The 25078-nt window shown below is 72.9% G+C and carries 23 protein-coding genes and 3 tRNA genes; 12 read left to right on the forward strand and 14 right to left on the reverse strand.

Going from position 1 to position 25078, the window contains the following annotated elements:
- Window positions 1-70: 70 nt before the first annotated feature.
- Window positions 71-925 carry a hypothetical protein gene (locus ACFWTC_RS17095; RefSeq protein ID WP_383923890.1) on the reverse strand — a complete coding sequence of 285 codons (855 nt, stop codon included), beginning with the start codon at window positions 923-925 and terminating at the stop codon, window positions 71-73.
- Between the two features lie 251 nt (window positions 926-1176).
- On the opposite strand from ACFWTC_RS17095, the gene ACFWTC_RS17100 reads away from it, so the two are divergent.
- Both ACFWTC_RS17100 and ACFWTC_RS17105 read left to right on the forward strand, forming a co-directional pair.
- Window positions 1177-2286 (forward strand): Leu/Phe/Val dehydrogenase, encoded by a 1110-nt coding sequence (locus ACFWTC_RS17100; protein ID WP_383923887.1) that lies wholly within the window; start codon window positions 1177-1179, stop codon window positions 2284-2286.
- Between the two features lie 290 nt (window positions 2287-2576).
- The gene (locus ACFWTC_RS17105; protein WP_383923884.1) at window positions 2577-2843 is read left to right on the forward strand and encodes a DUF3073 domain-containing protein; all 267 of its coding nucleotides are present in this window, start codon (window positions 2577-2579) and stop codon (window positions 2841-2843) included.
- A gap of 80 nt (window positions 2844-2923) precedes the next feature.
- Here the strand turns inward: ACFWTC_RS17105 and purM are convergent, their stop codons facing one another.
- Window positions 2924-3994, reverse strand: coding sequence for a phosphoribosylformylglycinamidine cyclo-ligase (purM, locus tag ACFWTC_RS17110; protein WP_383923881.1), 1071 nt, complete (start codon window positions 3992-3994; stop codon window positions 2924-2926).
- A 106-nt stretch (window positions 3995-4100) separates the two neighbouring features.
- Window positions 4101-5618: an amidophosphoribosyltransferase gene (gene purF, locus ACFWTC_RS17115; protein WP_383923878.1), complete on the reverse strand. Its 1518-nt coding sequence runs from the start codon at window positions 5616-5618 to the stop codon at window positions 4101-4103.
- Between the two features lie 160 nt (window positions 5619-5778).
- Here purF and ACFWTC_RS17120 point away from each other — a divergent pair, with 160 nt between their 5' ends.
- Together ACFWTC_RS17120 and ACFWTC_RS17125 are read left to right on the forward strand one after the other, a co-directional pair.
- Entirely contained in the window at window positions 5779-5874 is a 96-nt protein-coding gene (locus ACFWTC_RS17120) for a putative leader peptide (RefSeq protein ID WP_383923875.1), read from the forward strand.
- 128 nt (window positions 5875-6002) lie between these two features.
- Window positions 6003-7427: a sulfatase-like hydrolase/transferase gene (locus ACFWTC_RS17125; protein ID WP_383923872.1), complete on the forward strand. Its 1425-nt coding sequence runs from the start codon at window positions 6003-6005 to the stop codon at window positions 7425-7427.
- 92 nt (window positions 7428-7519) lie between these two features.
- On the opposite strand, the gene ACFWTC_RS17130 is transcribed toward ACFWTC_RS17125, so the two are convergent.
- The 7 genes from ACFWTC_RS17130 to purS form a co-directional block, all read right to left on the reverse strand.
- Entirely contained in the window at window positions 7520-8317 is a 798-nt protein-coding gene (locus ACFWTC_RS17130; RefSeq protein WP_383923869.1) for an META domain-containing protein, read from the reverse strand.
- Between the two features lie 36 nt (window positions 8318-8353).
- On the reverse strand, window positions 8354-9145 hold the full coding sequence (locus ACFWTC_RS17135; protein WP_384027687.1) for a sterol carrier family protein: 792 nt from the start codon (window positions 9143-9145) through the stop codon (window positions 8354-8356).
- Window positions 9146-9310: 165 nt separating this feature from the next.
- Window positions 9311-10084 carry a M23 family metallopeptidase gene (locus ACFWTC_RS17140; protein ID WP_383923953.1) on the reverse strand — a complete coding sequence of 258 codons (774 nt, stop codon included), beginning with the start codon at window positions 10082-10084 and terminating at the stop codon, window positions 9311-9313.
- Window positions 10085-10150: 66 nt separating this feature from the next.
- Window positions 10151-10699, reverse strand: coding sequence for an ArsR/SmtB family transcription factor (locus tag ACFWTC_RS17145; protein ID WP_383923863.1), 549 nt, complete (start codon window positions 10697-10699; stop codon window positions 10151-10153).
- 113 nt (window positions 10700-10812) lie between these two features.
- Window positions 10813-13062 carry a phosphoribosylformylglycinamidine synthase subunit PurL gene (purL, locus tag ACFWTC_RS17150; protein ID WP_383923860.1) on the reverse strand — a complete coding sequence of 750 codons (2250 nt, stop codon included), beginning with the start codon at window positions 13060-13062 and terminating at the stop codon, window positions 10813-10815.
- Entirely contained in the window at window positions 13059-13763 is a 705-nt protein-coding gene (gene purQ, locus ACFWTC_RS17155) for a phosphoribosylformylglycinamidine synthase subunit PurQ (RefSeq protein WP_384027689.1), read from the reverse strand. Before purQ ends, purL begins: the two co-directional genes overlap by 4 nt.
- A gap of 2 nt (window positions 13764-13765) precedes the next feature.
- The gene (gene purS / locus ACFWTC_RS17160; protein WP_008740952.1) at window positions 13766-14017 is read right to left on the reverse strand and encodes a phosphoribosylformylglycinamidine synthase subunit PurS; all 252 of its coding nucleotides are present in this window, start codon (window positions 14015-14017) and stop codon (window positions 13766-13768) included.
- Window positions 14018-14361: 344 nt separating this feature from the next.
- Between purS and ACFWTC_RS17165 the strand changes: the two genes are divergently transcribed.
- From ACFWTC_RS17165 to ACFWTC_RS17200, 8 genes are all read left to right on the forward strand, one after another.
- Window positions 14362-14679, forward strand: a complete 318-nt coding sequence (locus ACFWTC_RS17165; RefSeq protein ID WP_383923852.1) for an Lsr2 family protein — start codon at window positions 14362-14364, stop codon at window positions 14677-14679.
- Between the two features lie 88 nt (window positions 14680-14767).
- Window positions 14768-14839 (forward strand) — tRNA-Gly (locus ACFWTC_RS17170).
- 81 nt (window positions 14840-14920) lie between these two features.
- Window positions 14921-14993 (forward strand) — tRNA-Gly (locus ACFWTC_RS17175).
- 163 nt (window positions 14994-15156) lie between these two features.
- The gene (locus tag ACFWTC_RS17180; protein ID WP_383923849.1) at window positions 15157-16101 is read left to right on the forward strand and encodes an ABC transporter ATP-binding protein; all 945 of its coding nucleotides are present in this window, start codon (window positions 15157-15159) and stop codon (window positions 16099-16101) included.
- Window positions 16098-16862: an ABC transporter permease gene (locus ACFWTC_RS17185; RefSeq protein WP_383923846.1), complete on the forward strand. Its 765-nt coding sequence runs from the start codon at window positions 16098-16100 to the stop codon at window positions 16860-16862. The genes ACFWTC_RS17180 and ACFWTC_RS17185 overlap by 4 nt, the downstream gene beginning before the upstream one ends.
- Before the next feature lie 28 nt (window positions 16863-16890).
- The gene (locus ACFWTC_RS17190; protein ID WP_383923843.1) at window positions 16891-18159 is read left to right on the forward strand and encodes a sensor histidine kinase; all 1269 of its coding nucleotides are present in this window, start codon (window positions 16891-16893) and stop codon (window positions 18157-18159) included.
- A complete protein-coding gene (locus tag ACFWTC_RS17195; protein ID WP_383923840.1) occupies window positions 18156-18767 on the forward strand; it encodes a response regulator in 612 nt (203 codons plus the stop codon). Before ACFWTC_RS17190 ends, ACFWTC_RS17195 begins: the two co-directional genes overlap by 4 nt.
- Window positions 18768-18789: 22 nt before the next feature.
- Window positions 18790-18862: transfer RNA gene (locus ACFWTC_RS17200), tRNA-Gly, on the forward strand.
- Between the two features lie 45 nt (window positions 18863-18907).
- Here ACFWTC_RS17200 and ACFWTC_RS17205 read toward each other — a convergent pair.
- The 4 genes from ACFWTC_RS17205 to purD all read right to left on the reverse strand — a co-directional run bounded on the left by ACFWTC_RS17205 (window position 18908) and on the right by purD (window position 25023).
- On the reverse strand, window positions 18908-19822 hold the full coding sequence (locus ACFWTC_RS17205) for a phosphoribosylaminoimidazolesuccinocarboxamide synthase (RefSeq protein WP_383923837.1): 915 nt from the start codon (window positions 19820-19822) through the stop codon (window positions 18908-18910).
- Between the two features lie 73 nt (window positions 19823-19895).
- Window positions 19896-21383 carry a N,N-dimethylformamidase beta subunit family domain-containing protein gene (locus ACFWTC_RS17210; RefSeq protein WP_383923834.1) on the reverse strand — a complete coding sequence of 496 codons (1488 nt, stop codon included), beginning with the start codon at window positions 21381-21383 and terminating at the stop codon, window positions 19896-19898.
- A gap of 221 nt (window positions 21384-21604) precedes the next feature.
- Complete coding sequence (locus tag ACFWTC_RS17215) at window positions 21605-23461, reverse strand: hypothetical protein (RefSeq protein ID WP_384027762.1); 1857 nt, start codon at window positions 23459-23461, stop codon at window positions 21605-21607.
- A gap of 308 nt (window positions 23462-23769) precedes the next feature.
- Entirely contained in the window at window positions 23770-25023 is a 1254-nt protein-coding gene (gene purD, locus ACFWTC_RS17220) for a phosphoribosylamine--glycine ligase (protein WP_383923831.1), read from the reverse strand.
- Window positions 25024-25078: the final 55 nt, after the last annotated feature.

The raw sequence follows: 25078 nt of genomic DNA on the forward strand, positions 1-25078 counted from the left end.
ATCGACCGATAGACAGCGGTACGTGCACCCGCTCCAGGGGTGAGATCCGGCCGTTGCACCTACTTCCGGCCTAATTCGCGAAAAGCCGCTCCCGCACGGCCCTCCAGCGCTCCGCGAGCTCCTCGTACGCCTCGGCCGCGCCCTCGCCGTCCCCCTTCCGCAGCGCGTCCAGGCCCGACGCCAGGTCCCGGGCCGAGCGGTCGCCCGCCAGCCGGTCCGCCGGCAGCGCGTGCAGCAGCCCGCCGTAGTCCAGCTCGACCATGGAGCCCGGGTGGAACTCCTCCAGCCAGCTCCCGACCTCCACCAGGCCGTCGGCGAGCATCCCGTACCCCTCCGCCTCCCGCAGGACCCGCAGCGCCCGCGCCAGGCGCCGGCGCGCCTGGACCATCGGCGTCCGGTAGCGCAGCCGCTCGCCCGGCACGTACTCCCGCTCCTCGTCCGCCACCAGCACGAACCAGCGCAGCGGAACCTGCCACACCCCCGTACGGATCCACGGGCGGGCGTCCGGGTTCCGCACGCGCCAGCGCTCGTACGCGTCGGTCGCCCGACGGCGCGCGTCCGGCGGGAGCGCCGCGTCCAGCACCGGGAGCGGGAACCACTCCACCAGCTCCTGGAGCGCCAGCCAGCCCCGGAGCCGGGTGCGCCACGGGCAGACCAGCAGCACCCCGCCGACCTCCGCCGTGAAGGCGTCGGCGCTCTCCTGCGCCGGGACCCCCACCACGGGCACCCGTACCAAGTCGGCCAGCGACCGGCGCAGTTCGTCCTGGGCCGTCGGGCTCACCCCGCGCCGGGCGTAGTCGGCCCAGTGCGCGCGCTCCGGCTCGGGGAAGGCGGCCAGGGGCTCGTAGACGCGCAGGTAGGAGGCGTACGGGACGTTCGGCGCCGTGCGGGCGGCGGGCAGCTGGGGCTCGGGGGATTCGCTCACGCCCTCGTACCTCCCCCCATTGGGGGCCCGGTTCACCTCCCGGGCGCCGGCAGCGTGGCGGACGGGTGCTCGGACCGGCGCGCGGGCGGCCGGAAAGCCCCGCGCACGGGCGTCCGTACTCCGGGAGGGTTCCGATCCCCGGACAGGTCGCCTCAGCCCGCCCCGCAGGTCTTACGCTGCTCCCAGCGCGCCCTCCCCCACCCGCAGGGCGGGCGTCATTCCGCCGCATCTCTTCCATGGGAGTCACCACCGTGACCGAAATGACCGACGGCGTCCTGCACACCCTGTTCCGTACGGAACAGGGCGGCCACGAGCAAGTCGTGCTGTGCCAGGACCGAGCCACGGGCCTCAAGGCCGTCATCGCGATCCACTCCACCGCCCTGGGCCCCGCCCTCGGCGGTACGCGCTTCCACGCGTACGCCTCGGACGAGGAAGCCGTCCAGGACGCGCTGAACCTCTCGCGCGGCATGTCGTACAAGAACGCCCTCGCCGGTCTCGACCTCGGCGGCGGCAAGGCCGTGATCATCGGTGACCCCGCCGGCCGGGATCAAGGCGGTATCAAGAGCGAGGAACTGCTGCTGGCCTACGGCCGGTTCGTGGAGTCCCTCGGCGGCCGCTACGTGACCGCCTGCGACGTCGGCACCTACGTGGCCGACATGGACGTCGTGGCCCGCGAGACCCGCTGGGCGACCGGCCGCTCCCCCGAGAACGGCGGAGCGGGCGACTCCTCCGTGCTCACCGCCTTCGGCGTCTTCCAGGGCATGCGCGCCAGCGCGCAGCACCTGTGGGGCGACCCGACCCTGCGCGGCCGCAAGGTCGCCGTGGCGGGCGTGGGCAAGGTCGGCCACTACCTGGTCGAGCACCTGCTGGAGGACGGCGCCGAGGTCGTCATCACGGACGTACGGGAAGAGTCCGTGCACCGGATCCTGGAGAAGCACCCGGGGAAGGTCACGGCGGTCCTGGACACGAACGCGCTGATCCGAGTCCCGGGCCTGGACATCTACGCCCCCTGCGCGCTCGGCGGGGCCCTGAACGACGAGACGGTCCCGGCGCTGACCGCCAAGATCGTCTGCGGTGCGGCGAACAACCAGCTCGCCCACCCCGGCATCGAGAAGGACCTCTCGGACCGCGGCATCCTCTACGCCCCGGACTACGTGGTCAACGCGGGCGGCGTGATCCAGGTCGCCGACGAGCTGCGCGGCTTCGACTTCGACCGCTGCAAGGCCCAGGCGGCGAAGATCTTCGACACCACCCTCGCCATATTCGCACGTGCGAAGGCGGACGGCATTCCGCCGGCCGCCGCGGCGGACCGGATCGCCGAGCAGCGGATGTCCGACGCCCGCGCCGCGCGCGCGGTCTGACCCCTCCGGGGGCCCCTGGGGGGCGTCCGCCGGGGCGCGGCGAGACGGAACTCACTGCGCTTCGGCGGGTCGCCCGCCAGGAAAGGGTTAAAATCGCAGCTGACCAGCGAGGACGGGGTGCCTCGTCGGTTCTGCACCGGGGCGCGTCATGCGGGCGGCGTACCGTATGGCCGCGGAAGCAGGTACCGTTAAACCCCTACGGACGGTCTCTCCACGGAGAGCCCGCTCCGAACCATGAACGCGTGTCAGACTCTGGGGCCGTCGAGCCCCGTCACCGAGGGGGTCGAGCCATGGGGCGCGGCCGGGCCAAGGCCAAGCAGACAAAGGTCGCCCGCCAGCTGAAGTACAACAGCGGCGGGACTGATCTCTCGCGTCTGGCCAACGAGCTGGGCGCATCGCCGACGGAGCCGCTGCCTATCAGCGAGCCGGTCGAGGTCGATGACGATCAGGACGATGACGACGACGACCCGTACGCGCAGTACGCGGCTCGGTACAACGGCGATGACGACGACGAGGACGACGAGTCCGGTCCGTCGGCACACCGCCGTGGCGCTTGACGCCCACGGCGTCGGCACAGCAGGTCAGAAAACCGAAACCCGGTCCAGGGCGTTAGCCCCGGGCCGGGTTTCGGTGCTGTTCAGCTCGCGTAGGCACCCGTCAGGGTGGCGCCCTCGGTACGGTCGCCGCGGTCCAGGATCTCGCCCGCGACCCACGCGTCGACACCCCGGTCGGACAGCGCGGTCAGCGCCACGTCCACCGACTCGGCGGGTACGACGGCCATCATGCCGACGCCCATGTTCAGCGTCTTCTCCAGCTCCAGCTGCTCCACCCGGCCGGCCTTGCCGACCAGGTCGAAGATCGCGCCGGGGGCCCAGGTCGTACGGTCGACCGTGGCGTGCAGGTGGTCCGGGATGACCCGGGCCAGGTTGGCCGCGAGGCCGCCGCCGGTGATGTGCGAGTACGCGTGCACCTCGGCCGTACGGGTGAGGGCCAGGCAGTCCAGGGAGTAGATCTTCGTGGGCTCCAGCAGCTCCTCGCCGAGGGTGCGGCCGAGTTCGGCGATCTCCTGGTCCAGGGACATTCCGGCCCGGTCGAAGAGCACGTGCCGGACCAGCGAGTACCCGTTCGAGTGAAGACCGGACGAGGCCATCGCGATGACGGCGTCCCCCGTACGGATGCGATCGGCTCCCAGGAGGCGGTCGTACTCCACGACGCCGGTGCCGGCGCCCGCGACGTCGAAGTCGTCCGGGCCCAGCAGGCCCGGGTGCTCGGCGGTCTCGCCGCCGACCAGGGCGCAGCCGGCGAGGACGCAGCCCTCGGCGATGCCCTTGACGATGGCCGCGACACGCTCGGGATGCACCTTGCCGACGCAGATGTAGTCGGTCATGAAGAGGGGCTCGGCGCCGCAGACGACGATGTCGTCCATGACCATCGCGACCAGGTCGTGGCCGATGGTGTCGTACACGCCGAGCTGCCGGGCGATGTCGACCTTGGTGCCGACGCCGTCGGTGGCGGAGGCCAGCAGGGGGCGCTCGTAGCGCTTGAGGGCAGAGGCGTCGAAGAGGCCGGCGAAGCCGCCGAGGCCGCCGAGGACCTCGGGGCGCTGCGTCTTCCTCACCCACTCCTTCATCAGCTCGACGGCGCGGTCGCCCGCTTCGATGTCCACGCCTGCGGCTGCGTAGCTGGCACCGGTGGTCTTCTCTGTCATGACAGGAGAGAGCTTTCGTGTCGTTACTGCGGGTGGTGCCGGGCCCTGGGAGAAGCCTCAAAGACAGGGCCCGGCGCAGGTGGAGCGGGCCGGACGGGAATCCGGCCTACGGGCGGCGGAGCGCGTCGGCGGCGTCCGAGCCGCCGGCGAGCTCGGTTTCCAGGAGCTGCTTGCCCAGGAGCTGCGGGTCGGGCAGCTCCATGGGGTACTCGCCGTCGAAGCAGGCACGGCAGAGGTTGGGCTTCTGGATGGTGGTCGCCTCGATCATCGTGTCGAGCGAGATGTACGAGAGGGAGTCCGCGCCCATGGAGGTGGCGATCTCGTCGACCGTCATGCCGTTGGCGATGAGCTCGGCCCGGGTCGCGAAGTCGATGCCGAAGAAGCACGGCCACTTCACGGGCGGCGAGGAGATCCGGATGTGGACCTCCGCCGCGCCGGCCTCGCGGAGCATCTTGACCAGGGCGCGCTGGGTGTTGCCGCGGACGATCGAGTCGTCCACGACCACCAGGCGCTTGCCCCGGATGACTTCCTTGAGGGGGTTGAGCTTCAGCCGGATGCCGAGCTGGCGGATCGTCTGCGAGGGCTGGATGAAGGTCCGGCCCACGTAGGCGTTCTTGACCAGGCCGACGCCGAACGGGATCCCGCTGGCCTCGGCGTATCCGACGGCGGCGGGCGTGCCGGATTCCGGCGTCGCTATCACCAGGTCGGCTTCGACCGGGGCTTCCTGCGCCAGACGGCGGCCCATCTCGACGCGCGAGAGGTAGACGTTCCGGCCGGCGATGTCGGTGTCCGGGCGCGCCAGGTAGACGTACTCGAAGACACAGCCCTTGGGCTTTGCTTCCGCGAAACGCGAGGTGCGCAGGCCGTTCTCGTCGATCGCGATGAGTTCGCCCGGCTCGACCTCGCGGACGAAGCTGGCGCCGCAGATGTCGAGGGCGGCGGTCTCGCTGGCGACCACCCAGCCGCGGTCCAGGCGGCCGAGGACCAGCGGGCGGATGCCCTGCGGGTCACGGGCGGTGTAGAGGGTCCCCTCGTCCATGAAGACGAGTGAGAAGGCGCCCTTGACCTTCGGGAGGACCTTGGTGGCCGACTCCTCGATGGTCAGGGGCTTGCCGTCGTCGTCGGTCTGACCGGCGAGGAGGGCGGTCACGAGGTCGGTGTCATTCGTGGCGGCCACCTGGGTGGCGCGGCCGTCCTGACGGGGGAGGTCGGCGACCATCTCGGCGAGCTCGGCGGTGTTCACCAGGTTGCCGTTGTGACCCAGGGCAATGGAGCCGTGGGCGGTCGCGCGGAAGGTCGGCTGGGCGTTCTCCCAGACGGAGGCCCCGGTGGTCGAGTAGCGGGCGTGACCGACCGCGATATGACCTTGGAGCGAGCCGAGAGAGGTTTCGTCGAAGACCTGGGAAACGAGGCCCATGTCCTTGAAGACGAGGATCTGGGAACCGTTGCTCACAGCGATTCCCGCGGACTCTTGTCCGCGGTGCTGTAGTGCATACAGTCCGAAGTAGGTGAGCTTGGCGACCTCTTCACCCGGAGCCCAGACACCGAAGACGCCGCAAGCGTCCTGGGGGCCTTTCTCTCCGGGGAGCAGGTCGTGGTTGAGTCGTCCATCACCACGAGGCACGGCTCCAAGTGTAGGCGAGATCGACCACTGGTCCGAATTGGGGATGGTCAGGGAAAAGTCACAGTGCGGACAGTCGGGCGGTCCGTGCGGAGGGTGACCGTCTCGAAATCCGGAATGCCCTGGTTGACAGGCGCCTGTCGGTTCGTACAAGCTCCGCCCCGTGCAGCCTCCCGGTGACCGCTCCGTCACCCTCGTCGAGCGCCGGCACGTGGACCTGGTCCGTGTCGCGAGCGCCATCTGTCGTCGCTGCGCGTAGGCATCGCCTTTTTCCTTTCGCATTCCCTTTTCTTTTTCCTGCTCCCCGTCCGAGCCCGCCCCGCCGTGCCGTGCGCCGCTGCGCGCCGCCCCCGGGCAGGCCGGCGGGCCGTGCCCTGGAGTACCTCTGTGAGCTCGAACGAGTCCCCCCTGTCCCGGCGTGCCTTCGGGGGTGCGGTCGGCGTGACGGCGGCCGCCGCCGCGGTGGGTCTGGGCTCCTCGCCGGCGCAGGCCGCCGAGGAGCGCCACGCGGCCTCCGAGGAGCGGGAGTTCCGCGCCGCGCGGGGCCGCCGGTCCCGGCGTCCGAACATCCTGTTCATCCTCGGCGACGACCTGGGCTGGGCGGACCTGTCCTCGTACGGGTCCCCGCACATCAAGACCCCGAACCTGGACCGGCTGGCCCGCCAGGGCGTCCGGTTCACCGACGCCTACTCGGGGTCGTCGACCTGCTCCCCAACCCGGTTCAGCCTGTACACGGGCCGCTACCCGGCCCGTACCCAGGGCGGTCTCGCCGAGCCGATCGCCGACAAGTCGGTGGGCCTGGAGCCCACCCACCCGACGCTGGCCTCGCTGCTGAAGGGGGCGGGGTACTCCACCGCGCTGATCGGGAAGTGGCACGCGGGCCACCTGCCCGACTACAGCCCGACGAAGTCCGGCTGGGACGAGTTCTTCGGCAACTTCGGCGGGGCCCTGAAGTACTACTCCAAGCTCGGCCTGGGCGGCGAGTACGACCTCTACGAGGGCGACACCGAGTACAAGGACCTGCGCTACTACACGCGGATCATCACCGAGCGGGCGAGCGGGTTCGTGGGGCGTGAGCACCACGGCAAGCCGTGGCTGCTGAACCTCAACTACACGACTCCGCACTGGCCGTGGATCGCCGAGGGCGACACGAAGGAGAGCGCCGGGATCGTCCGCCGGATCAAGGCGGGCGACGGGCGGGCGCTGTGGCACCAGGACGGCGGCTCGGTCGAGAAGTACAAGCAGCTGGTCGAGGACCTCGACCGGTCGGTCGGCGAGGTCCTGGAGGCGCTGAAGCGCTCCGGCCAGGAGGACGACACCCTGGTGGTGTTCTCCAGCGACAACGGCGGCGAGCGGTTCTCGTACAACTGGCCGCTGTCGGGGAACAAGGCGTCGCTGCAGGAGGGCGGCATCCGGGTCCCGAACATCGCCCGCTGGCCCGCGCGCCTGGAGGGCGGGCAGGTCAGCCGCGTCCCGGTGTTCAGCCCGGACTGGACGGCGACGCTGCTGGAGGTGGCCGGGACCCGGCCGCACCGGGCGTACCCGCTGGACGGCGTGAGCCTGGCCGGGTACCTGCTGCGCGGCGAGAAGCCGGGCGAGCGGGACCTGTTCTGGCGGGTGCGCGGGGAGCGGGCGCTGCGGCGCGGCGACTGGAAGTACTACCGCGGCAGGGCGGGCCGGGACCAGCTGTTCAAACTGGCCGGGGACGTCCGCGAGCAGGCCGACAGGGCGGCCGTGGAGCCGGCCCGGCTGGCGGAGCTGCGGGCGGCCTGGGAGAAGACCGACGCGGGGCTGCTGCCGTATCCGGTCTGAGCCGGGCGGTGCGCGGGCGCCGGGCGGGCGCCCCCGGCGGGGGGCGCCGTGGCCGCGGCGCGGGCGTCCCCGCCGGGCGGGCCGGGGCGGGGTCACTCCGCGGCGGAGCCCGCCGTGGCGCCCAGGCCCGTGCCGTCGGGGGCGGTCAGGGTCAGCTTGCCGCCCTGGACCTTCCACGTGAGCGGGCCGCTGCCCAGCAGGCCGGTCAGGGTGCGCTCGACCTCGCCCTCGGGGCCCTGGCAGGCCATCCGGGTCGTGGTGAGCGGCCCGAAGACGACGGTGGCTGCGTCGACGGTGGCCTTGGAACTGAACCGGTTGCATCCGAGGTTGCCGCTCGCGGTGCCGTCGGCGGCCAGGGTGAAGCGGGCCCGGCCGGCCGCCGCGGCGGGGACGGAGGACACGCTCGCGCCGCTGACCAGGGAGTCGACGGTCCACTCGGTGGCCGTGAGCGGGGCGTCCGGGACGGGGGGTTCGGAGGTCATGGCGAGGGTGCTCCCGTCGGCGGTCTTCAGGATGAGCCGGTCGGGGCCGCGGTCGACGGTGAGCCTGCCGCGGAACAGCTTGGCGAACTCGATCTCGAACGCCTGGTTCGCGCAGGCCATGGTGGTCGACATGCCCGGGGTGACGGTCAGGGCGGCGCCGCCCTCGGGGACCACCTTCGCCGTGAAGCCGTTGCAGCCGTAGTTGCCCTTGGCCTCGTGCCCGGCGAGGTCGAGGCGGGCCTCTGCGGGCGCGTGGAGCGTCCGGCCGCCGGTCGTCAGGGACTCGACGCGCCAGGAGCCCTGGCCGCCGGGCAGCGGATCGGCCGGCTCCTCCCCCGCTCCGCCGCCGCAGGCGGCGAGGGCGAGGACGAGGGCCAGGCCGGGGGTGAGGTTGCGGAGAGTACGCATGACCCTGTGACGGAGCGGCCGCCGGAGCGGTTCCGCTCAGCTCATCAGCGGGAGCAGCGCGGACAGGTCGGCCCGCTCTCCGCTGGCCCGCACCAGGGCCCCGTCGAGCGCCTCCGACCAGCGCGTACGGCCCGTCGCGAGCCGCATCCAGGTCAGCGGGTCGGTCTCCACCACGTTCGGCGGGGTGCCGCGGGTGTGGCGGGGGCCCTCGATGCACTGGACCACCGCGAACGGGGGGATCCGTACCTCGACCGCTCCGCCCGGCGCCCTGACGGCCAGGGCGTCGGCGAGCAGCCGGGTGCAGGCGGCCAGGGCCTGGCGGTCGACGGGGACGTCCAGTCCGGCGGCCCGGTTCAGGTCGTCGGTGTGGACCACCAGCTCGACGGTCCGGGTGACGAGGAAGTCGGCCAGGGTCATGTCCCCGATCCACAGGTCCAGCACGCGGTGGCCGGGGTGGGCGTCGAGGGCGCCGGCCAGCCGGGCCCCCGCCCGCTCGTACAGCTCGGGCAGCGGGGCGCCGCCCAGGGTCTCCCGGGCGGCCTCCGAGATCTTCCCGGCGAGGGAGGCGGTGGCGAAGGGCCACTCGACGGCCGACAGCTCGGCGACGGCGGCGGGCGGCCGGTCCAGGCCGGCCGCGAGGGAGTCCGCGATCCACGCGACGTGCGCGGCGAGGTCGGCGACGGTCCAGTCCCCGAGCCCGCTGGGCCGCTCCAGCTGCCCGGGGGTCAACTCCCCGACGGCGCGGGCGACGTGGCCGAACTGTGCGGTGACGGCCGTACGGATCCGGGCGGGGTCGTAGGCGCGCTGCTTCTTCCTGGCGGGCGGCATGACCCGACCCTACTCGGCGGCCTTCGTTGCGCCCTCGGCCGCGATCGGGCAGCAGTCTGCCGCCCGGGCCCGGAACGGGTGCGAAGACCACGGAATCCCGCTCGGTGCGGTCACGACGCGGGCGACGCCATCAGCCGGATCCGACCGTCGGGGCGGTCAGGACGGTCAGGACGGCCGGACCGGTGCGCCCGCGTCGAAGGGGGCCCCGGCGGCCGGGACGCCCACGCCCCGCCAGGTGAAGGGCAGTCCGCGGGCCGTGTCCGGGTCCGGGCCGTCCATCAGCTGGAAGTGCAGGTGCGGTTCGGTGGAGTTGCCCGAGTTGCCGCAGTCGGCGAGGCGCCGGCCCGCCGCGACGCGGTCCCCCGGGCGCACCGTGAGGGAGCCGCGGCGCAGGTGGGCGTAGAGGGCGTACCTGCCCTCCCCGAGGTCCAGGACCACGTGGTTGCCGAGGACCGGGCCGACACCCCCGAGGTCACGGAAACCGGCGGCGAGGAGCATCTGGTACAGCGCGGCCGGAACGGAGTTGCGGCTCAGGTGGTCGCGGGCCCGGTCGCTCGTACGGACCACGGTGGCGTCCGCGACGGCGAGGACCGGGGCGCCGAAGGCCGGGAAGTCGGCGGGGCGGCGGACCAGCGGCCGCAGGGCGGCGAAGGCGGGCCGCTCCCGGCCGGAGCCCGGCTCGCCCTCGGCCACGAGGTCGATGGCGCAGGCCTGGCCGTAGCGGTGGGTGCCGTGACTGGGCACCCGGTCGGCCGGGCTGTTGAGGGCGGACCAGCGCCCCGACACGGGCGGTTCGACCTCGATCGGCGGCTCGTCGGTGCGGGCGCCGCGCGCCGCTCCTACCCCGACGGCCGCGTGGAGCAGCGCCCCGGCGCCGGCGCAGAGCAGGAACCAGAGCATGCCGAAGGGCAGGCCGACGGCGAGGTCGACCGCGATCATGGCGAACGCGAGGACCAGCAGGATCCGGTAGAGGACGTGGAAGGGCTTGGGCACAGCGGGTTCACCTCACGGGGTCGCGGCGGACAGCAGGACGAGGAGCGGGACCACCCGCGCGCCGGGCACCTCGTGGCGGCCCCGGCCGGCCGGGTGCAGCCAGCCGGCGGCGGTCAGCTGGCGCAGGTGGTGGTAGACCTGCCCGCTCGTGCCGACCCCGTCGAGGGCGGTCAGCTCGGCGGCGGTGCGGCGGCCGGCCAGGATCTCCCGCAGCAGCCGCAGCCGTACGGGGCTGCCGAGGGCCGCCAGCGACTCGGCGGTGCGCGCGCCGTCGGGCCCGTCGTGCGCACCCTCTCCGGGGGCGTCGTGGGCCCCGCCCCCGAGGAGGGAACCGGTGACCGCGGCCTGCTGCCACTCGTACCGCTCTCCGGTGGGCAGGGTGACGGCGCCCGTGAACAGGACTCCGCCCCCGTCGGCGCCGAGCGCGGCGAGCTGCTCCTTCCAGCCCTCGAGGGCCCAGAAGTCCCCCTCGACGGGCTCCGTCCGGACGGCGGCCGCCCGCTCCGACTCCATTGCGGCCAGGCGGCGTTCCAGCTCCGCGACGCGTTCCTCGAGCTCCATAAGCCCGAAGCTACGTCATTACGTAATCACGTACAAGACCGGCGCAGGCCCTCCGGACACGAACGAGCCCCCGCCCGGAACGCATCCGGACGGGGGCTCGGGACGGAGCGGGATCAGGCGAGCAGTGCCGGGATCGTCGCCTCGTGGGCCTCGCGGAGCTCGGCCAGCGGGAGCGTGAACTCGCCCTGGACCTCGATCTCCTCGCCGTCCACCACGCCGATGCGGGCGGCCGGCAGGCCCCGCGCACCGCACATGTCGGTGAAGCGGAGCTCCTCGCTGCGCGGAACGGACACGATGGCCCGGCCCGCGGACTCGGAGAACAGGAAGGTGAAGGCGTCCAGTCCCTCGGGCACCACGATCCGCGCCCCGTTGCCACCGCGCAGACAGGACTCGGTGAGCGCCTGGATCACGCCGCCGTCGGACAGGTCGTGCGCCGCGTCGACCATGCCGTCGCGCGAGGCGGAGATCAGGATCTCGCCGAGCAGCTTCTCGCGGCCCAAGTCCACCTTCGGCGGCATGCCGCCGAGGTGGTCGTGGACGACCTGGGACCAGGCCGAGCCGCCGAACTCCTCGGACGTGTCGCCCAGCAGGTACAGCAGCTGGCCGGCCTCCGCGAACGCCATCGGCGTACGGCGGTTGACGTCGTCGATCACACCGAGGACCGCCACGACCGGGGTCGGGTGGATCGCGGTGTCGCCCGTCTGGTTGTAGAGCGAGACGTTGCCGCCGGTGACGGGGGTGCCCAGCTCCAGGCAGCCGTCCGCGAGACCGCGGCAGGCCTCGGCGAACTGCCACATGACGCCCGGGTCCTCCGGCGAGCCGAAGTTCAGGCAGTCGGAGATCGCGAGGGGCTTGGCACCGGTCGCGGAGACGTTGCGGTACGCCTCGGCCAGCGCCAGCTGCGCGCCCGTGTACGGGTCGAGCTTGGCGAAGCGGCCGTTGCCGTCGGTGGCCATGGCGACGCCGAGGTTGGTCTCCTCGTCGATGCGGATCATGCCCGCGTCCTCGGGCTGCGCCAGGACGGTGTTGCCCTGTACGAAGCGGTCGTACTGGTCGGTGACCCAGGACTTCGAGGCCTGGTTCGGGGAGGAGACCAGCGCGAGCACCTGCGCGCGCAGCTCGGCCGACGTGGCCGGACGCGGCAGCTTGTTCGCGTCGTCCGCCTGGAGCGCGTCCTGCCACTCGGGGCGGGCGTACGGGCGGTTGTAGACGGGGCCCTCGTGGGCGACGGTGCCCGGGGGCACGTCCACGATCTGCTCGCCGTGCCAGAAGATCTCCAGGCGCTCGCCCTCGGTCACCTCACCGATGACGGTGGCGATGACGTCCCACTTCTCGCAGATCTCCATGAAGCGGTCGACGTGACGGGGCTCGACGATCGCGCACATGCGCTCCTGCGACTCGCTCATGAGGATCTCCTCGGGCGAGAGCGTCGCGTCGCGCAGCGGGACGGTGTCCAGCTCGACCCGCATGCCGCCGGAACCGGCGGAGGCCAGCTCGCTCGTGGCGCAGGAGAGCCCGGCGCCGCCGAGGTCCTGGATGCCCGCGACCAGCTTCTCCTTGAAGATCTCCAGGGTGCACTCGATGAGGAGCTTCTCCTGGAACGGGTCGCCGACCTGGACCGCGGGGCGCTTGGTGGGCTTCGTGTCGTCGAAGGTCTCGGACGCGAGGACCGAGACGCCGCCGATGCCGTCGCCGCCGGTGCGGGCGCCGTAGAGGATGACCTTGTTGCCGGGGCCGGAGGCCTTGGCGAGGTGGATGTCCTCGTGCTTCATCACGCCGATGCAGCCGGCGTTGACCAGCGGGTTGCCCTGGTAGCAGGCGTCGAAGACGACCTCGCCGCCGATGTTCGGCAGGCCCAGGCAGTTGCCGTAGCCGCCGATGCCCGCGACCACGCCCGGCAGGACGCGCTTGGTGTCGGGGTGGTCGGCGGCGCCGAAGCGCAGCGGGTCCACGACGGCGACCGGGCGGGCGCCCATGGCCAGGATGTCGCGGACGATGCCGCCGACGCCGGTGGCCGCGCCCTGGTAGGGCTCGATGTAGGACGGGTGGTTGTGCGACTCGACCTTGAAGGTGACCGCGTAGCCCTGGCCGACGTCGACGACGCCGGCGTTCTCGCCGATCCCGACGAGCATGGCGTCGTTCTGCGGGGCCTTCTCGCCGAACTGCTTCAGGTGGACCTTGCTGCTCTTGTACGAGCAGTGCTCGGACCACATGACCGAGTACATGGCGAGCTCGGCGCCCGTGGGGCGGCGGCCGAGGATCTCCCGGATGCGGGCGTACTCGTCCTCCTTGAGGCCGAGTTCCTTCCAGGGCTGGGCCGCGTCCGGGGTCTCGGCGGCGTTCTTGACCGTGTCCAGGCTCATGCGTTGACCAGCTTCTTCAGGACCGACGTGAAGAACGGGATGCCGTCGGTGCGGCCGGTGCCGACCAGCGGCTCCACCGCGTGCTCGGGGTGCGGCATGAGGCCGACGATGTTGCCCCCGGCGTTGCTGATGCCGGCGATGTCGCGCAGCGACCCGTTGGGGTTGCCGGCTCCGTCGGCGACGTCGCCGTCGACGACGTACCGGAAGGCCACGCGCCCCTCGGCTTCCAGTTCGTCGAGTGTGCGCTCGTCGGCGGTGTAGCGGCCGTCCACGTTCTTGAGCGGGATGGAGATCTCCTGGCCGGCGGTGTAGTCGCCGGTCCACGCGGTCTCCGCGTTCTCCACCCGCAGCTTCTGGTCGCGGCAGATGAAGTGCAGGTGGTTGTTCCGGAGCATCGCCCCCGGCAGCAGGTGGGCCTCGGTGAGGATCTGGAAGCCGTTGCAGATGCCGAGGACGGGCATGCCGCCCCTGGCCTGCTCGATGATGGTCTCCATCACCGGCGAGAACCGGGAGATGGCCCCGGCGCGCAGGTAGTCCCCGTAGGAGAAGCCGCCCGCGAGGACGACCGCGTCGACCTGGTGCAGGTCCTTGTCGCGGTGCCAGAGCGAGACCGGCTCGGCCCCCGCGAGGCGGATGGCGCGCAGCGAGTCACGGTCGTCGAGCGTTCCGGGGAACGTGACGACTCCGATGCGAGTGGTCACCGTCAGGCCTCGACCTTCACGGTGAAGTCTTCGATGACGGTGTTGGCGAGGAACGTTTCGGCCATCTTGTGGATGCGGTCGAGGGCGGCCTGGTCGACCGGTCCCTCCACCTCCAGTTCGAAGCGCTTCCCCTGGCGGACGTCGGCGATCCCCTCGAAGCCCAGACGCGGCAGTGCACGCTGCACCGCCTGGCCCTGGGGGTCGAGGATCTCCGGCTTGAGCATGACGTCGACTACGACGCGTGCCACTGGCACTCCCGTGTGGTGGTTGGTGCGAAGGCGGTTCCCTCAGCGTACCCGGCGAAAATTTCTACGCGGGTAGATATCCTTCACCCTTGATCGCCGGATCGATTCGGCTTCACCAACGCTTCGCAAAATCCGCCGGAAAACCACGCTCTCGGCATTGCGGCGGGACACGCGGAGAGAATTAACTGGGCTTCGCAATGCAATGGGAATCAAGGTACAAAGGAATCACCCGGTGCGAGTGACTTTTGCCGCTTCGCAACGGGGACGGAAAGATGCATTGCTCCGAAACATCCACACAGGCGACATCACCGCACGTCAGTAGGCGGCGTTGTCGCACGAAGGGACCGATATCCGTGGCGCAGCGCGTAGTAGTCACGCTCTCCGACGACATCGACGGCGGAGAAGCGGCGGAAACGGTCGTGTTCGCTCTGGACGGTAAGTCGTACGAGATCGACCTCAATCCCGCCAACGCGAAGAAACTACGGAAGGGCCTCGCCCCCTTCGTGGCGGCCGGCCGGCGCCAGTCCCGCTCCGGGAAGGCCTTCAAGCACACGGCGGTCGCACCGGACCCGGCGGCCGTGCGGGCCTGGGCCCGGTCGAACCACCACGAGGTGCCGCCGCGGGGCCGCATCCCCAAGAGGATCTACGAGGCCTACAACGCGGCCCACTGAGAGCCGATTTGCCATCCACCCCCCTTCGTCGGCTAGTGTGTGGATCACGCCGAGGGGCGAGGCCGCAGGTCAAAGCCCCAGAGGTCGTGCGGGTGTAGTTCAGTAGTAGAACATCCCTCTTCCAGAGGGAAGGCGCAGTGTGCGATTCCTGTCACCCGCTCTGCATCACTTTACCGACCACCACAGTGGATCAGGTAGAGTGATGCACGCATTGCCGAGCGCGTAGTCCAGCGCGGTGCATGCGGACGTAGCTCAGTTGGTAGAGCACCACCTTGCCAAGGTGGATGTCGCGAGTTCGAGTCTCGTCGTCCGCTCAGAGTAAGAAGGCCCCCGTCATTGCGACCGGGGTCTTCTTCGTGTTTCCGGCCTTTCCCGACGAGCCGCCCGTCCGCGGCCGGCGGCGCCCCTGACAAATGTCATCGGCGGCCATGACAGCGCGCACTGCCGGGCCGGTCCGGGCGCCGTGAGGCTGGATCCATGACTGACACCGTGATCGACGTCGAGGACCTGCGCCGCGGCTACTCGGGCGGCTTCGAGGCCGTCCGGGGCGTCTCCTTCTCCGTGCGGCGGGGCGAGATCTTCGCCCTGCTCGGCACCAACGGCGCCGGCAAGACCTCCACCGTGGAACTGCTGGAGGGACTGGCCGCGCCGACCGGCGGGCGGGTACGGGTCTTCGGGCTGGACCCGTACGCGCGGCGGGCCCAGGTGCGCCCCCGGACCGGCGTGATGCTCCAGGAAGGCGGATTCCCCTCCGACCTGTCCGTCGCCGAGACCGTACGGATGTGGGGCGGGGTCACCTCCGGCGCCCGCCCGGCGGCGGAGGCGCTGGAGCTGGTGGGGCTGGGCGCGCGCTCCTCCGTACGGGTCAAGCAGCTGTCCGGCGGCGAACGGCGGCGCCTGGACCTGGCGATGGCCCTGCTCGGGCGGCCCGAGGTGCTGTTCCTCGACGAGCCGACCACCGGCATGGACCCCGAGGGCCGCCGGGACACCTGGGCACTGGTGCGGGAACTGCGGGCGCAGGGCACCACGGTGCTGCTCACCACGCACTACCTGGAGGAGGCCGGGGAGCTCGCGGACCGCCTCGCGATCCTGCACGCGGGGGAGCTCGTCCTGACCGGAACCCCCGCCGAGGTCACCGCGACGCGGCCCTCGCGGATCCGCTTCACCCTGCCGGCGGGGGTGCCCGCGGCCCGGCTGCCGCTGACGCTGCGCGCCGCCGCGCACGGCCGGGACGTGGAGGTCCGTACCGAACGGCTCCAGGCCGACCTGACCGAACTGCTGCGCTGGGCCCACGACCACGGGGTGGAACTCGGCGGGCTCGACGCCCGCTCCGCCTCCCTGGAGGAGGCCTTCCTGGAGATCGCGCAGAACCGCCGGAGCGTCGGCGACCGTACCGAGGACACGATGGCGGGGACCCGATGACCACCATGACCCTGAACCCCGGGCGCCTCGCGGCGCTCGGCCGCTCCGAGCTCACGCTGCTGGTGCGCAACCGGGCCGCGCTGAGCGTGGCGCTGCTGATGCCGCTGGTGATGGTGTTCGTCCTGCGCACCTCGGTGACCGGCCTGGACGGCCGGGCCGCCGTCGGGGAGGCCACCTTGACCGGCGGGATCGGCATGGTGCTGATGCTCGTCGTGTACATGAACCTGGTCTCCGCGTACGTCGCCCGGCGCGAGGAGCTCGTCCTCAAGCGGCTGCGGACCGGTGAGGCGGGCGACCTGGAGATCTTGGCCGGGACCGCGCTGCCCTCCGCCGTCCTGGCCCTCGGCCAGATCGCCGTCCTCGTGGTCGCGGGATCCCTCGCGCTCGACGTGCCCCTGCCGCGCGAGCCGCTGCTGATCGCCGCCGCCGTCCCCGCCGGGATCGTGCTGCTGGCCGGGATGTCCGCGCTGACCGGCGCCGTCACCCGGAACGTGGAGAGCGCGGGCATCACCACGCTGCCGCTGTTCCTGCTGACGTCGCTCGGCTCCGGGCTGTTCGTGCCGGCGGACGTACTGCCGCACGCGCTGGCCACGGTCTGCGAACTGCTGCCGCTCAGCGGCGTGATGGCCCTGGTGCGCGCCGGCTGGTCCGGGGGTGTCGGGGGCGGGGACCTGCTGGGGGCCGCGCTGACCACGTTGGCCTGGACGGCGATCAGCGTGTTTGCTGTCCAGCGGTGGTTCCGCTGGGAACCGCGCCGCTAGCACGCGGGACGAGCCCGGGGGAGGCACCGTGTCGAAGCTGACCGGATGGTGGAGGAACCGCAGCAGTGCGGGGAAGGTCGAGCTGTACACGCGCTGGTCGTTCCACTTCTTCGTGCTCATAGAGATCATGACGATCGGCATCGGCGCGCTGGGGTCCATGACCGCCACCAGCTCGGCGGTGCTGCCCTTCTCGCTCTTCCTGACCGTGTGCGTCCACTCGGTCCTGTGCGGGGTGCTCTCCTCCAGGGCGCTGGACTGGCACGTGGAGCGGCGCGAGCGGCCGACGCGGCTCGCCGTGGCCACGGCCGCCGTGACCGCCGCGGCGTGCCTGGCCGTGCTCCTGCTGCGCCGGGCCGGGCTGACCGGGCCCCCGGAGGTGGCTCCGACGCTGGTCCTGGGCCTGGCCTGCTTCACCTGCGGCTCCGTGGTGCTGTGCATGCGCAAGGTCCGCCACATGCTGCTGACGGCCCCCGCCATGGCGGTGGGCACCTCGCTGGTGATGCTCGCCATGGGCCTGCCGGCCGGGGAGGCCGTGGGGTACGGCGTCGGGATCCTGCTGAGCGGCTTCTTCCTCGTCGCGGCCTGCGGCTTCTCCGCCTGGCTGGTGCGTGCCGTACGGGAGCTGGACCGGTCGCGGGAGCTCCAGGCGCAGCTGGCGGTCGCCGAGGAGCGGCTGCGCTTCGGCCGGGACCTGCACGACGTGATGGGGCGCAACCTCGCGGTGATCGCCCTCAAGAGCGAGCTGGCCGTCCAGCTGGCCCGGCGCGAACGCCCGGAGGCGGTGGACCAGATGATCGAGGTGCAGCAGATCGCCCGCGACTCCCAGCGGGAGGTGCGGGACGTCGTGCGCGGCTACCGCGAGGCCGACCTCACGGTGGAGCTGGAGGGCGCGCGGGGCGTGCTGAGCGCCGCCGGGATCGACTGCCGGGTGGAGTTGCGGGAGCGCCGGCCGCTGCCCCCGGCGGTGCAGTCGGCGCTGGGCTGGGTGGTGCGCGAGGCCACCACGAACGTGCTCCGGCACGGGGAGCCGCGGCACTGCGTGATCCGGCTCGCGGCCGTGGACGCCGGGGAGGACCTGGTCCTGGTCGTGGAGAACGACGGGGTCCCCGCGGTGGCCCCGCCCGGCGACGGCAAGCCCGGTTCGGGGCTGGCCGGGCTGCGGGAGCGGCTGGCCGCGCTGGAGGGAACCCTGGAGGCCGGTCCCGCGCCCGGCGGCCGCTTCCGGGTCCGTGCCGAGATCCCCGCGCGGCGGCTGCGCGGGGACGCGAAGGAAGAGGAAGAGGAGGTCCGGGCGTGAACCCCGTACGCGTACTGCTCGCCGACGACGAGCACCTGATCCGCGGGGCGCTGGCCGCCCTCCTCGCGCTGGAGGACGACCTGCTGGTGGTCGCCGAGGCGGCCTCGGGCCCCGAGGCCCTGGCGATGGCCCGGGCCCACCGGCCGGACGTGGCGGTGCTGGACCTCCAGATGCCGGGGGCGGACGGTGTGAGCGTGGCCACATCGCTGCGGACCGAACTCCCCGGCTGCAAGACCATGATCGTGACGAGCCACGGCCGTCCCGGACACCTGAAGCGGGCCCTGGCGGCCGGGGTGCGGGCCTTCGCCCCCAAGACCGTCTCGGCGCAGCGGCTGGCGGAGCTGATCCGGACCGTGCATGCCGGAGGGCGGTACGTGGACCCGGAGTTGGCGGCCGACGCGATCAGTGCGGGGGACTCGCCGCTGACCGCCCGGGAGGCGGAGGTGCTCGAACTCGCGGCGGACGGGGCGCCGGTCGCGGAGATCGCGGAGCGGGCCTCGCTGACGCAGGGGACCGTACGGAACTACCTGTCCTCGGCGGCGACGAAGCTGGGGGCCGAGAACCGGCACACGGCAGTGCGTCTCGCACGGGAGCGGGGTTGGGTATAGTGGGTACCGCGCTACGGCGCATGCGGACATAGCTCAGTTGGTAGAGCACCACCTTGCCAAGGTGGATGTCGCGCGTTCGAGTCGCGTTGTCCGCTCAGCGCAAGGAGCCCCCGGCCATCGGCCGGGGGCTTCTTCGTGTCTCAGGTCCCGGTGGCCGCGGTCCAGGACAGGCCGGTGAGCCGCTCGTACGCCTCGACGTACTTGGCGCGGGTCTGCTCGACGACCTCCTGCGGCAGTGCGGGCGGCGGGAGTTCGCCCTTCGGGTCCCAGCCCGAGGCGGGGGAGGCCAGCCAGTCGCGGACGTACTGCTTGTCGAAGGACGGCTGGCTGCGGCCCGGCTCCCACTGTTCGGCGGGCCAGAAGCGCGAGGAGTCCGGGGTCAGCACCTCGTCGGCGGCGACCAGGGTGCCGTCGGCGAAGCCGAACTCGAACTTGGTGTCGGCCAGGATGATCCCGCGCTCGCGCGCGATGTCCCGGGCGCGGCCGTAGACGGCGAGGGTCGCCTGGCGCAGCAGGGCGGCGGTCTCGGCTCCGGCGGTGCGCGCGACCTCCTCGTACGAGACGTTCTCGTCGTGCTCGCCGACGGCGGCCTTGGCGGCCGGGGTGAAGATCGGGGCGGGCAGCTCGGAGCCGTCCACGAGCCCCTCGGGGAGGGCGAGTCCGCAGACCGTACGGGTCTTCTCGTACTCGGCGAGGCCGGAGCCGGTGAGGTAGCCGCGGGCCACGCACTCGACCGGGACCATGTCGAGGTTCCGGCAGATCAGCGTGCGGCCGGCCCAGTCGGCCGGGGCGCCGGCGGGCAGTTCGGTGGAGACGACGTGGTTCGGGACCAGCTCGGCCAGCTGGTCGAACCACCAGAGGGACAGCCGGGTGAGGACGCGGCCCTTGTCCGGGATCTCGGTGGGGAGCACCCAGTCGAAGGCGGAAATCCGGTCGCTGGCGACCATGACGAGGTGGCCGTCCCCGTCGCGGTAGAGGTCGCGCACCTTGCCGGTGTGGAGGTGGACGAGGCCCGGCACCTGGACCGGCTCGGGCTTTTCGACGAATCCGGACACGGGGTCTCCCTGTGGGTCTGTACGAGCGCACCCCCATTCTCCCGCACGCAGACCCCCGCACCGCCCCGGGGTGTCAGTCGCGCTTGCAGATGCGGTCGAGGAGATTGGCCGTGGCCCGCTGGACCCGCTCGTCGACGTGGCCCGGCCGGTCGAGCGCCGGGGACCAGGCGAAGGTGCCGGAGGCGAAGACGAGCGCGCCGCTGGGGGCCCGGTAGAGCGAGGTCTCCTGGTGGCGCCGGTGACCCTCGCCGTCGAGGTACGGGGAGTGCGCCAGCAGGATGCGGTCCTGGTGCTCGGGGAGCTGCGTGCGCGGGAAGTACCGGTCGGCCTCGCCCGCGACCAGGCCGGGCAGTTCGTCGTTCTCGCCGGCGCCGGTGGAGTCCCAGATCCAGTGCGTCGCGTTGCGCACGATGAGGGGCTCGGGCTCGGGGACCCGTCCCGCGTACTGGATGCCGAGGAGCTGCTGTTCGGGGCGGTCGACCTCGCGCCAGAGGCTGGAGCGCCCGGGGCCGCGGCGTTTTCGGCAGGTGAGGAGGCGGTCGTCGACCCCGGAGGGGGACGGGCCCAGCTCCACCTGCCAGTACATGGTGTTGGCGGAGAGGAAGACGAGCGAGGTGCCGTGCTCACGGGCGCGCTCGGCGGTGCGGCGCATGGGGGCCGACCAGTACTCGTCGTGGCCGGGGAAGACCAGGCCCCGGTAGCGGGTGGGGTCGACGCGGCCGGCGTGCAGGTCGCGGGTGTCGGCGTACGCGAGGTCGTAGCCGTAGCGCTCGGCCCAGCGGATGAAGTCGTAGGCGTGGCCGACGTGCAGGGGGAGGCCGGCGCCCGCGTAGGGGCGGTCGAAGGAGACCGTGATGGCGGCGTCCCGCTCGCCGAGCAGCCGGCCGTCCTCGTCCCAGGCGTGGTAGAGGCTGGCGCCGGTGCGGCCGTCCTCCGGGTAGAGGTTGTAGGCCTGCCAGGTGATGTCGGGGAGCAGGAGCAGCAGGTCGGCGGGGTGGTCGTCGCGGACCGTGAAGGGGACGTGGGAGCGGTAGCCGTCGACGGTGGTCAGGACGGCCACGTACGCGCCGACGCTCCAGTAGCTCGGGACCTGGAGGCGCCAGGACATCCACCAGTGGTGGCACGAGACGGTGCGGTCGGCGGTGAGGGGCGCCGGCTGGACGATGCCGGAGAGGCGGGGGCTGGTGGTGATCTTGGAGGCCCCGTCGCCTCCGTAGTGGCCGATCCGGTAGACGTCGACGGAGAACTGCTGGGGCGGGTCGACGGTGATGTGGAAGTCGATGGCCTCGCCGGGGGTGACGGCTCCGGTGGAGGCGAACCCCTTGATCTGGCGGTGCACGTCGTCGGCGGTGCGGGGGCCGCCGTTGCCCCGGGCGCGGGGGATCCGGCCGGTGTCGGCGGCCGCGGCGGCCGGGTCCACGTACCAGGGCACGACCTGGCCGGTGTCGTCGAAGTAGAGCTCGCTGCCCCGGAACCAGGGCAGGGGCCCCTGCCCGAAGGGGTCGGTCACCGCGTGCGCGAGCGCACCTGACTCCCAACGCCGGATCTGGTCCGCACCCATGACCGCTCCCCTCCCTCGCTCCCCCGAACGGGCGTTCCCCGAGCCGTTGCGCGGCACTGTTTCCGGTCACCGTTTCCGGTCACCGTGCCGCGACCGGTCCCAGCACATCACATAACGCACGCACTCCGTCACCGTTCGTCGCGAATTGACGTGAGCGGAACATTCGCGTCCGTTTGCCCGTACGAGCTGTGGCAGGCGGTGTGGGCTGCCCGGACGGGGGGTCAGACCAGCCGGACCGGCTTTTCCGGGCGGACGCCCAGATCCGCCAGCCAGTCCCGTAGCGGCCCCGGGTCGCCGTCCTCGACCAGGGACAGCACGCGCGTCGCCAGGTCGGAGCGGCGGGCGCCGCCGACCAGCAGGACCGGCCCGTCGAGCCAGTCCAGCCCGGGTGCGGCGCCCGCCGAGTCCACCGCCGCGCAGCACACCATCGCGGTCACGTGGTCGGCCAGCAGGTCCCGGCCGCTGCGGGGCGGCTGCAGCGGGAACAGCGGTACGGCGTCCGCGCCGCGCGCCTTCGCGGCGCCCACGGCCGGGCCGCAGGTGCGCTCCTCGCGGGCCAGGTCCCCGCTGAGGCGGCCGGCCAGCGCCTCGCCGGCCGCGCCGTCACCGGCGGGGTCCGTGAGGTAGCCGAGCACCCGCTCCAGCGTGGGCCCGGTGAAGGCCCCCGAGGGGCCCGGACCGGTGGGGCCCGCGGCGGGGCCCGCGACCGCCGGCGCAGCGGAGGAGGCGGCCGGGGAGGAGGCGGCCGGGGTCGCCGCGACCGACGCCACGGGGGCCGCCGGGGCGGCCGCCGCCTTCGCCGAGGCGGCCGACAGGGCGGGGGCGGCCGTCGCCGGGACAGCCGGGACCGCCGAGGGGGCCGGGGCGGCCGGTCCGTCCGTGCGCGCCGGCGCCGCGGTCCGGCCGGCGGAGCCCGCCGGACCGGCCGCGCCGGACGGGACGGCCAGCGCGTCCAGGGCCGTGTGCAGGCGGGCCGCCTCGGTGCGCCACTTGCGGTCCACGACCTCCTCCGGGTACGCCGTCCAGTCCACGGGGGACCAGTCGGGCCCCGCCTCGGCGGGACCGCCGTGGAAGAGGCGCGCGGCCAGCAGGGACGTCGCCTCGTCGATCACCCCGGGCTGGTCCAGCAGATCGCAGGCGGGCCGCTCGCCGAGGCGCGAGGTGAACCCCTCGGCCAGCCGGTCCCGCCGGGACAGCTCGGTCAGCGCGGAGACCACTCCGGCGTCGAGGTGCGCCGGCCAGCGGCCCATCCGCCAGGCGGGCAGCGCGACCCGGGTCAGCAGCCGGTCCCAGCCCGCGTAGGCGAGGCCGACCTGCTCCTGGGCGACGATGCGCAGCCCGTAGTCCACACCCTGTGCACGCTCCGAGGCGGCCGCGGCAACGCCGCGCTCCATCTCGGCCGCGTCGACCCGGCACAGCCGCAGCAGCAGCCGCGCGGGCCCGGCGATCCAGCCGAGACCGGGCCGGCCGCCCACGTCCACGGCGGCGTCCAGCCCGCGTACGAAGCCGCGGGCGTCCGCTATGTCGGGATGGGCGGACGGGCCCGTCCCGGCGACGACCGGGGCGAGGACCGCCCGGAGCTCCGCGACGCGCATCCACCACAGGAACGGGGAGCCGATCACCAGCACCGGGGCCGCGCCGGGCGCCGATTCCGGGCCGGCGGACGTGCCGGCGCGGCGGTGGGCGGCGTGGGTGCGGTCCTCCAGCCAGCTGTCGCAGTCGGGGGTCAGGGCTATCGCCGAGGGCGCCGGCACGTCCATCCGGTCGGCCAGGTCGCGCACCAGCCGGTAGAGGTCGGGCGCGGCGGCCTCCGACAGCGGGACCGTCGGGGTCACGGCGGGGCTCGCCCGCAGCACCACCGCGCCGAAGACCCCGCCGACGAGCAGGACCAGTACGGCGGCGGCGCAGACGGCCAGGGTCACCGCGGGCCAGGGGTCACCGGCCAGCCGGCCCGTCATCCGGGCGGTGACCAGCACCACCGCGAGGGCGGCGGGCAGCAGCCCGACGGCCAGGGCCCTGCTGCGTACCCGCAGCACGGCCAAGGCGCGGGAACGCGCGGACGGCACGCCCACTTCCATGATCGAACCGGTTCCGGACACGGCCGGACCTCACCCCCTCTGCCCTGCGGCGGCTTTGCTCACTCCCCCACTGTGACACCCGCCCCTGACATCGCAATGCCGGTGGGCCAAGTGCCGGAATGCTTGCGCCGCACCCTAGTTGGGGCACGCCCGGACGTCAGGCAGTCGGGGTGACGATCACCCGATGGAATGGCTTTGGGTAAAGCTGGGTGCGTTCGAACGCGGCCGGATGCAATCGCCCGGGAGCATGCCCGCGGGCCCGGACGCACCTCGTGCGCACCGGGCCCGCGGGTCCACCTCGTCGCGGATCAGCGCCCTGCGGCCGCCTCCGCCGCGATGTCCGTACGGTGCTGGGAGCCGTCCAGCCGGATCCGCGCGACGGCCTTGTACGCCTTCTCGCGGGCCTGCGCCAGATCAGAACCGGTCGCCGTCACCGACAGCACGCGGCCGCCCGCGCTGACGACCGCGTCGCCCTCCTGCCGGGTCCCGGCGTGCAGCACGTACGCGTCGGGCGCGTCCTGCTCGGCGACCTCCGCGAGGCCCTCGATGGGGTCCCCGGTGCGCGGGGTCTCCGGGTAGTTGTGCGAGGCGATGACCACCGTGACGGCGGCGTCGTCGTGCCAGCTGAGCGGGGACTCGGAGTCCAGGGTGCCGTTGGCGGCGTTGAGCAGCACGCCCGCGAGCGGGGTGCGCAGCCGGGCCAGGACCACCTGGGTCTCGGGGTCGCCGAACCGGGCGTTGAACTCGATGACCCGGGTGCCGCGGCTGGTGATCGCCAGGCCCGCGTAGAGCAGGCCGGAGAACGGGGTGCCGCGGTGGCGCAGCTCGTCGACGGTCGGCTGGAGGACCAGCTCCATCACCTCGTCGACCAGCTTCGGGTCGGCCCAGGGCAGCGGGGAGTAGGCCCCCATGCCGCCGGTGTTGGGGCCCTCGTCGCCGTCGAGCGCGCGCTTGAAGTCCTGCGCGGGCTGGAGCGGGACGACGGTGACGCCGTCGGTGATGGCGAAGAGGGAGACCTCGGGGCCGTCGAGGTACTCCTCGATGACGACCCGGTCGCAGGCCACGCCGTGGGCGCGGGCGGCGTCCCGGTCCGCGGTGACCACGACGCCCTTGCCCGCGGCGAGGCCGTCGTCCTTGACGACGTACGGGGCGCCGAAGGCGTCGAGGGCCGCGTCCACCTCCTCGGGGGTGGTGCACACGTAGCTGCGCGCCGTCGGTACCCCGGCGGCCGCCATCACGTCCTTGGCGAACGCCTTGGAGCCCTCCAGCTGCGCCGCCGCGGCGGTCGGGCCGAAGCAGGGGATGCCGGCGGCGCGGACGCTGTCGGCGACACCGGCGACGAGTGGCGCCTCCGGGCCGACGACGACGAGGCCGACGCCGAGCTCGGCGGCCAGCCGGGCCACGGCGGTGCCGTTGAGGGCGTCGACCGGGCGCAGTTCCGCCACCTCGGCGATGCCGGCGTTGCCGGGAGCGCAGTAGAGCGCGGAGACGTCGGGGTCGAGGGACAGAGAGCGGCACAGGGCATGTTCGCGGGCGCCGCCGCCGATGACGAGGACCTTCACGCTGCTCAGCCTAGCCGGGACGGCGCGGCCGGATTCGTGCGGCCACCCAACTCCG

It is taken from the genome of Streptomyces sp. NPDC058619 (genome assembly GCF_042717785.1).
In the GTDB taxonomy this organism is placed as follows: Bacteria; Actinomycetota; Actinomycetes; order Streptomycetales; family Streptomycetaceae; genus Streptomyces.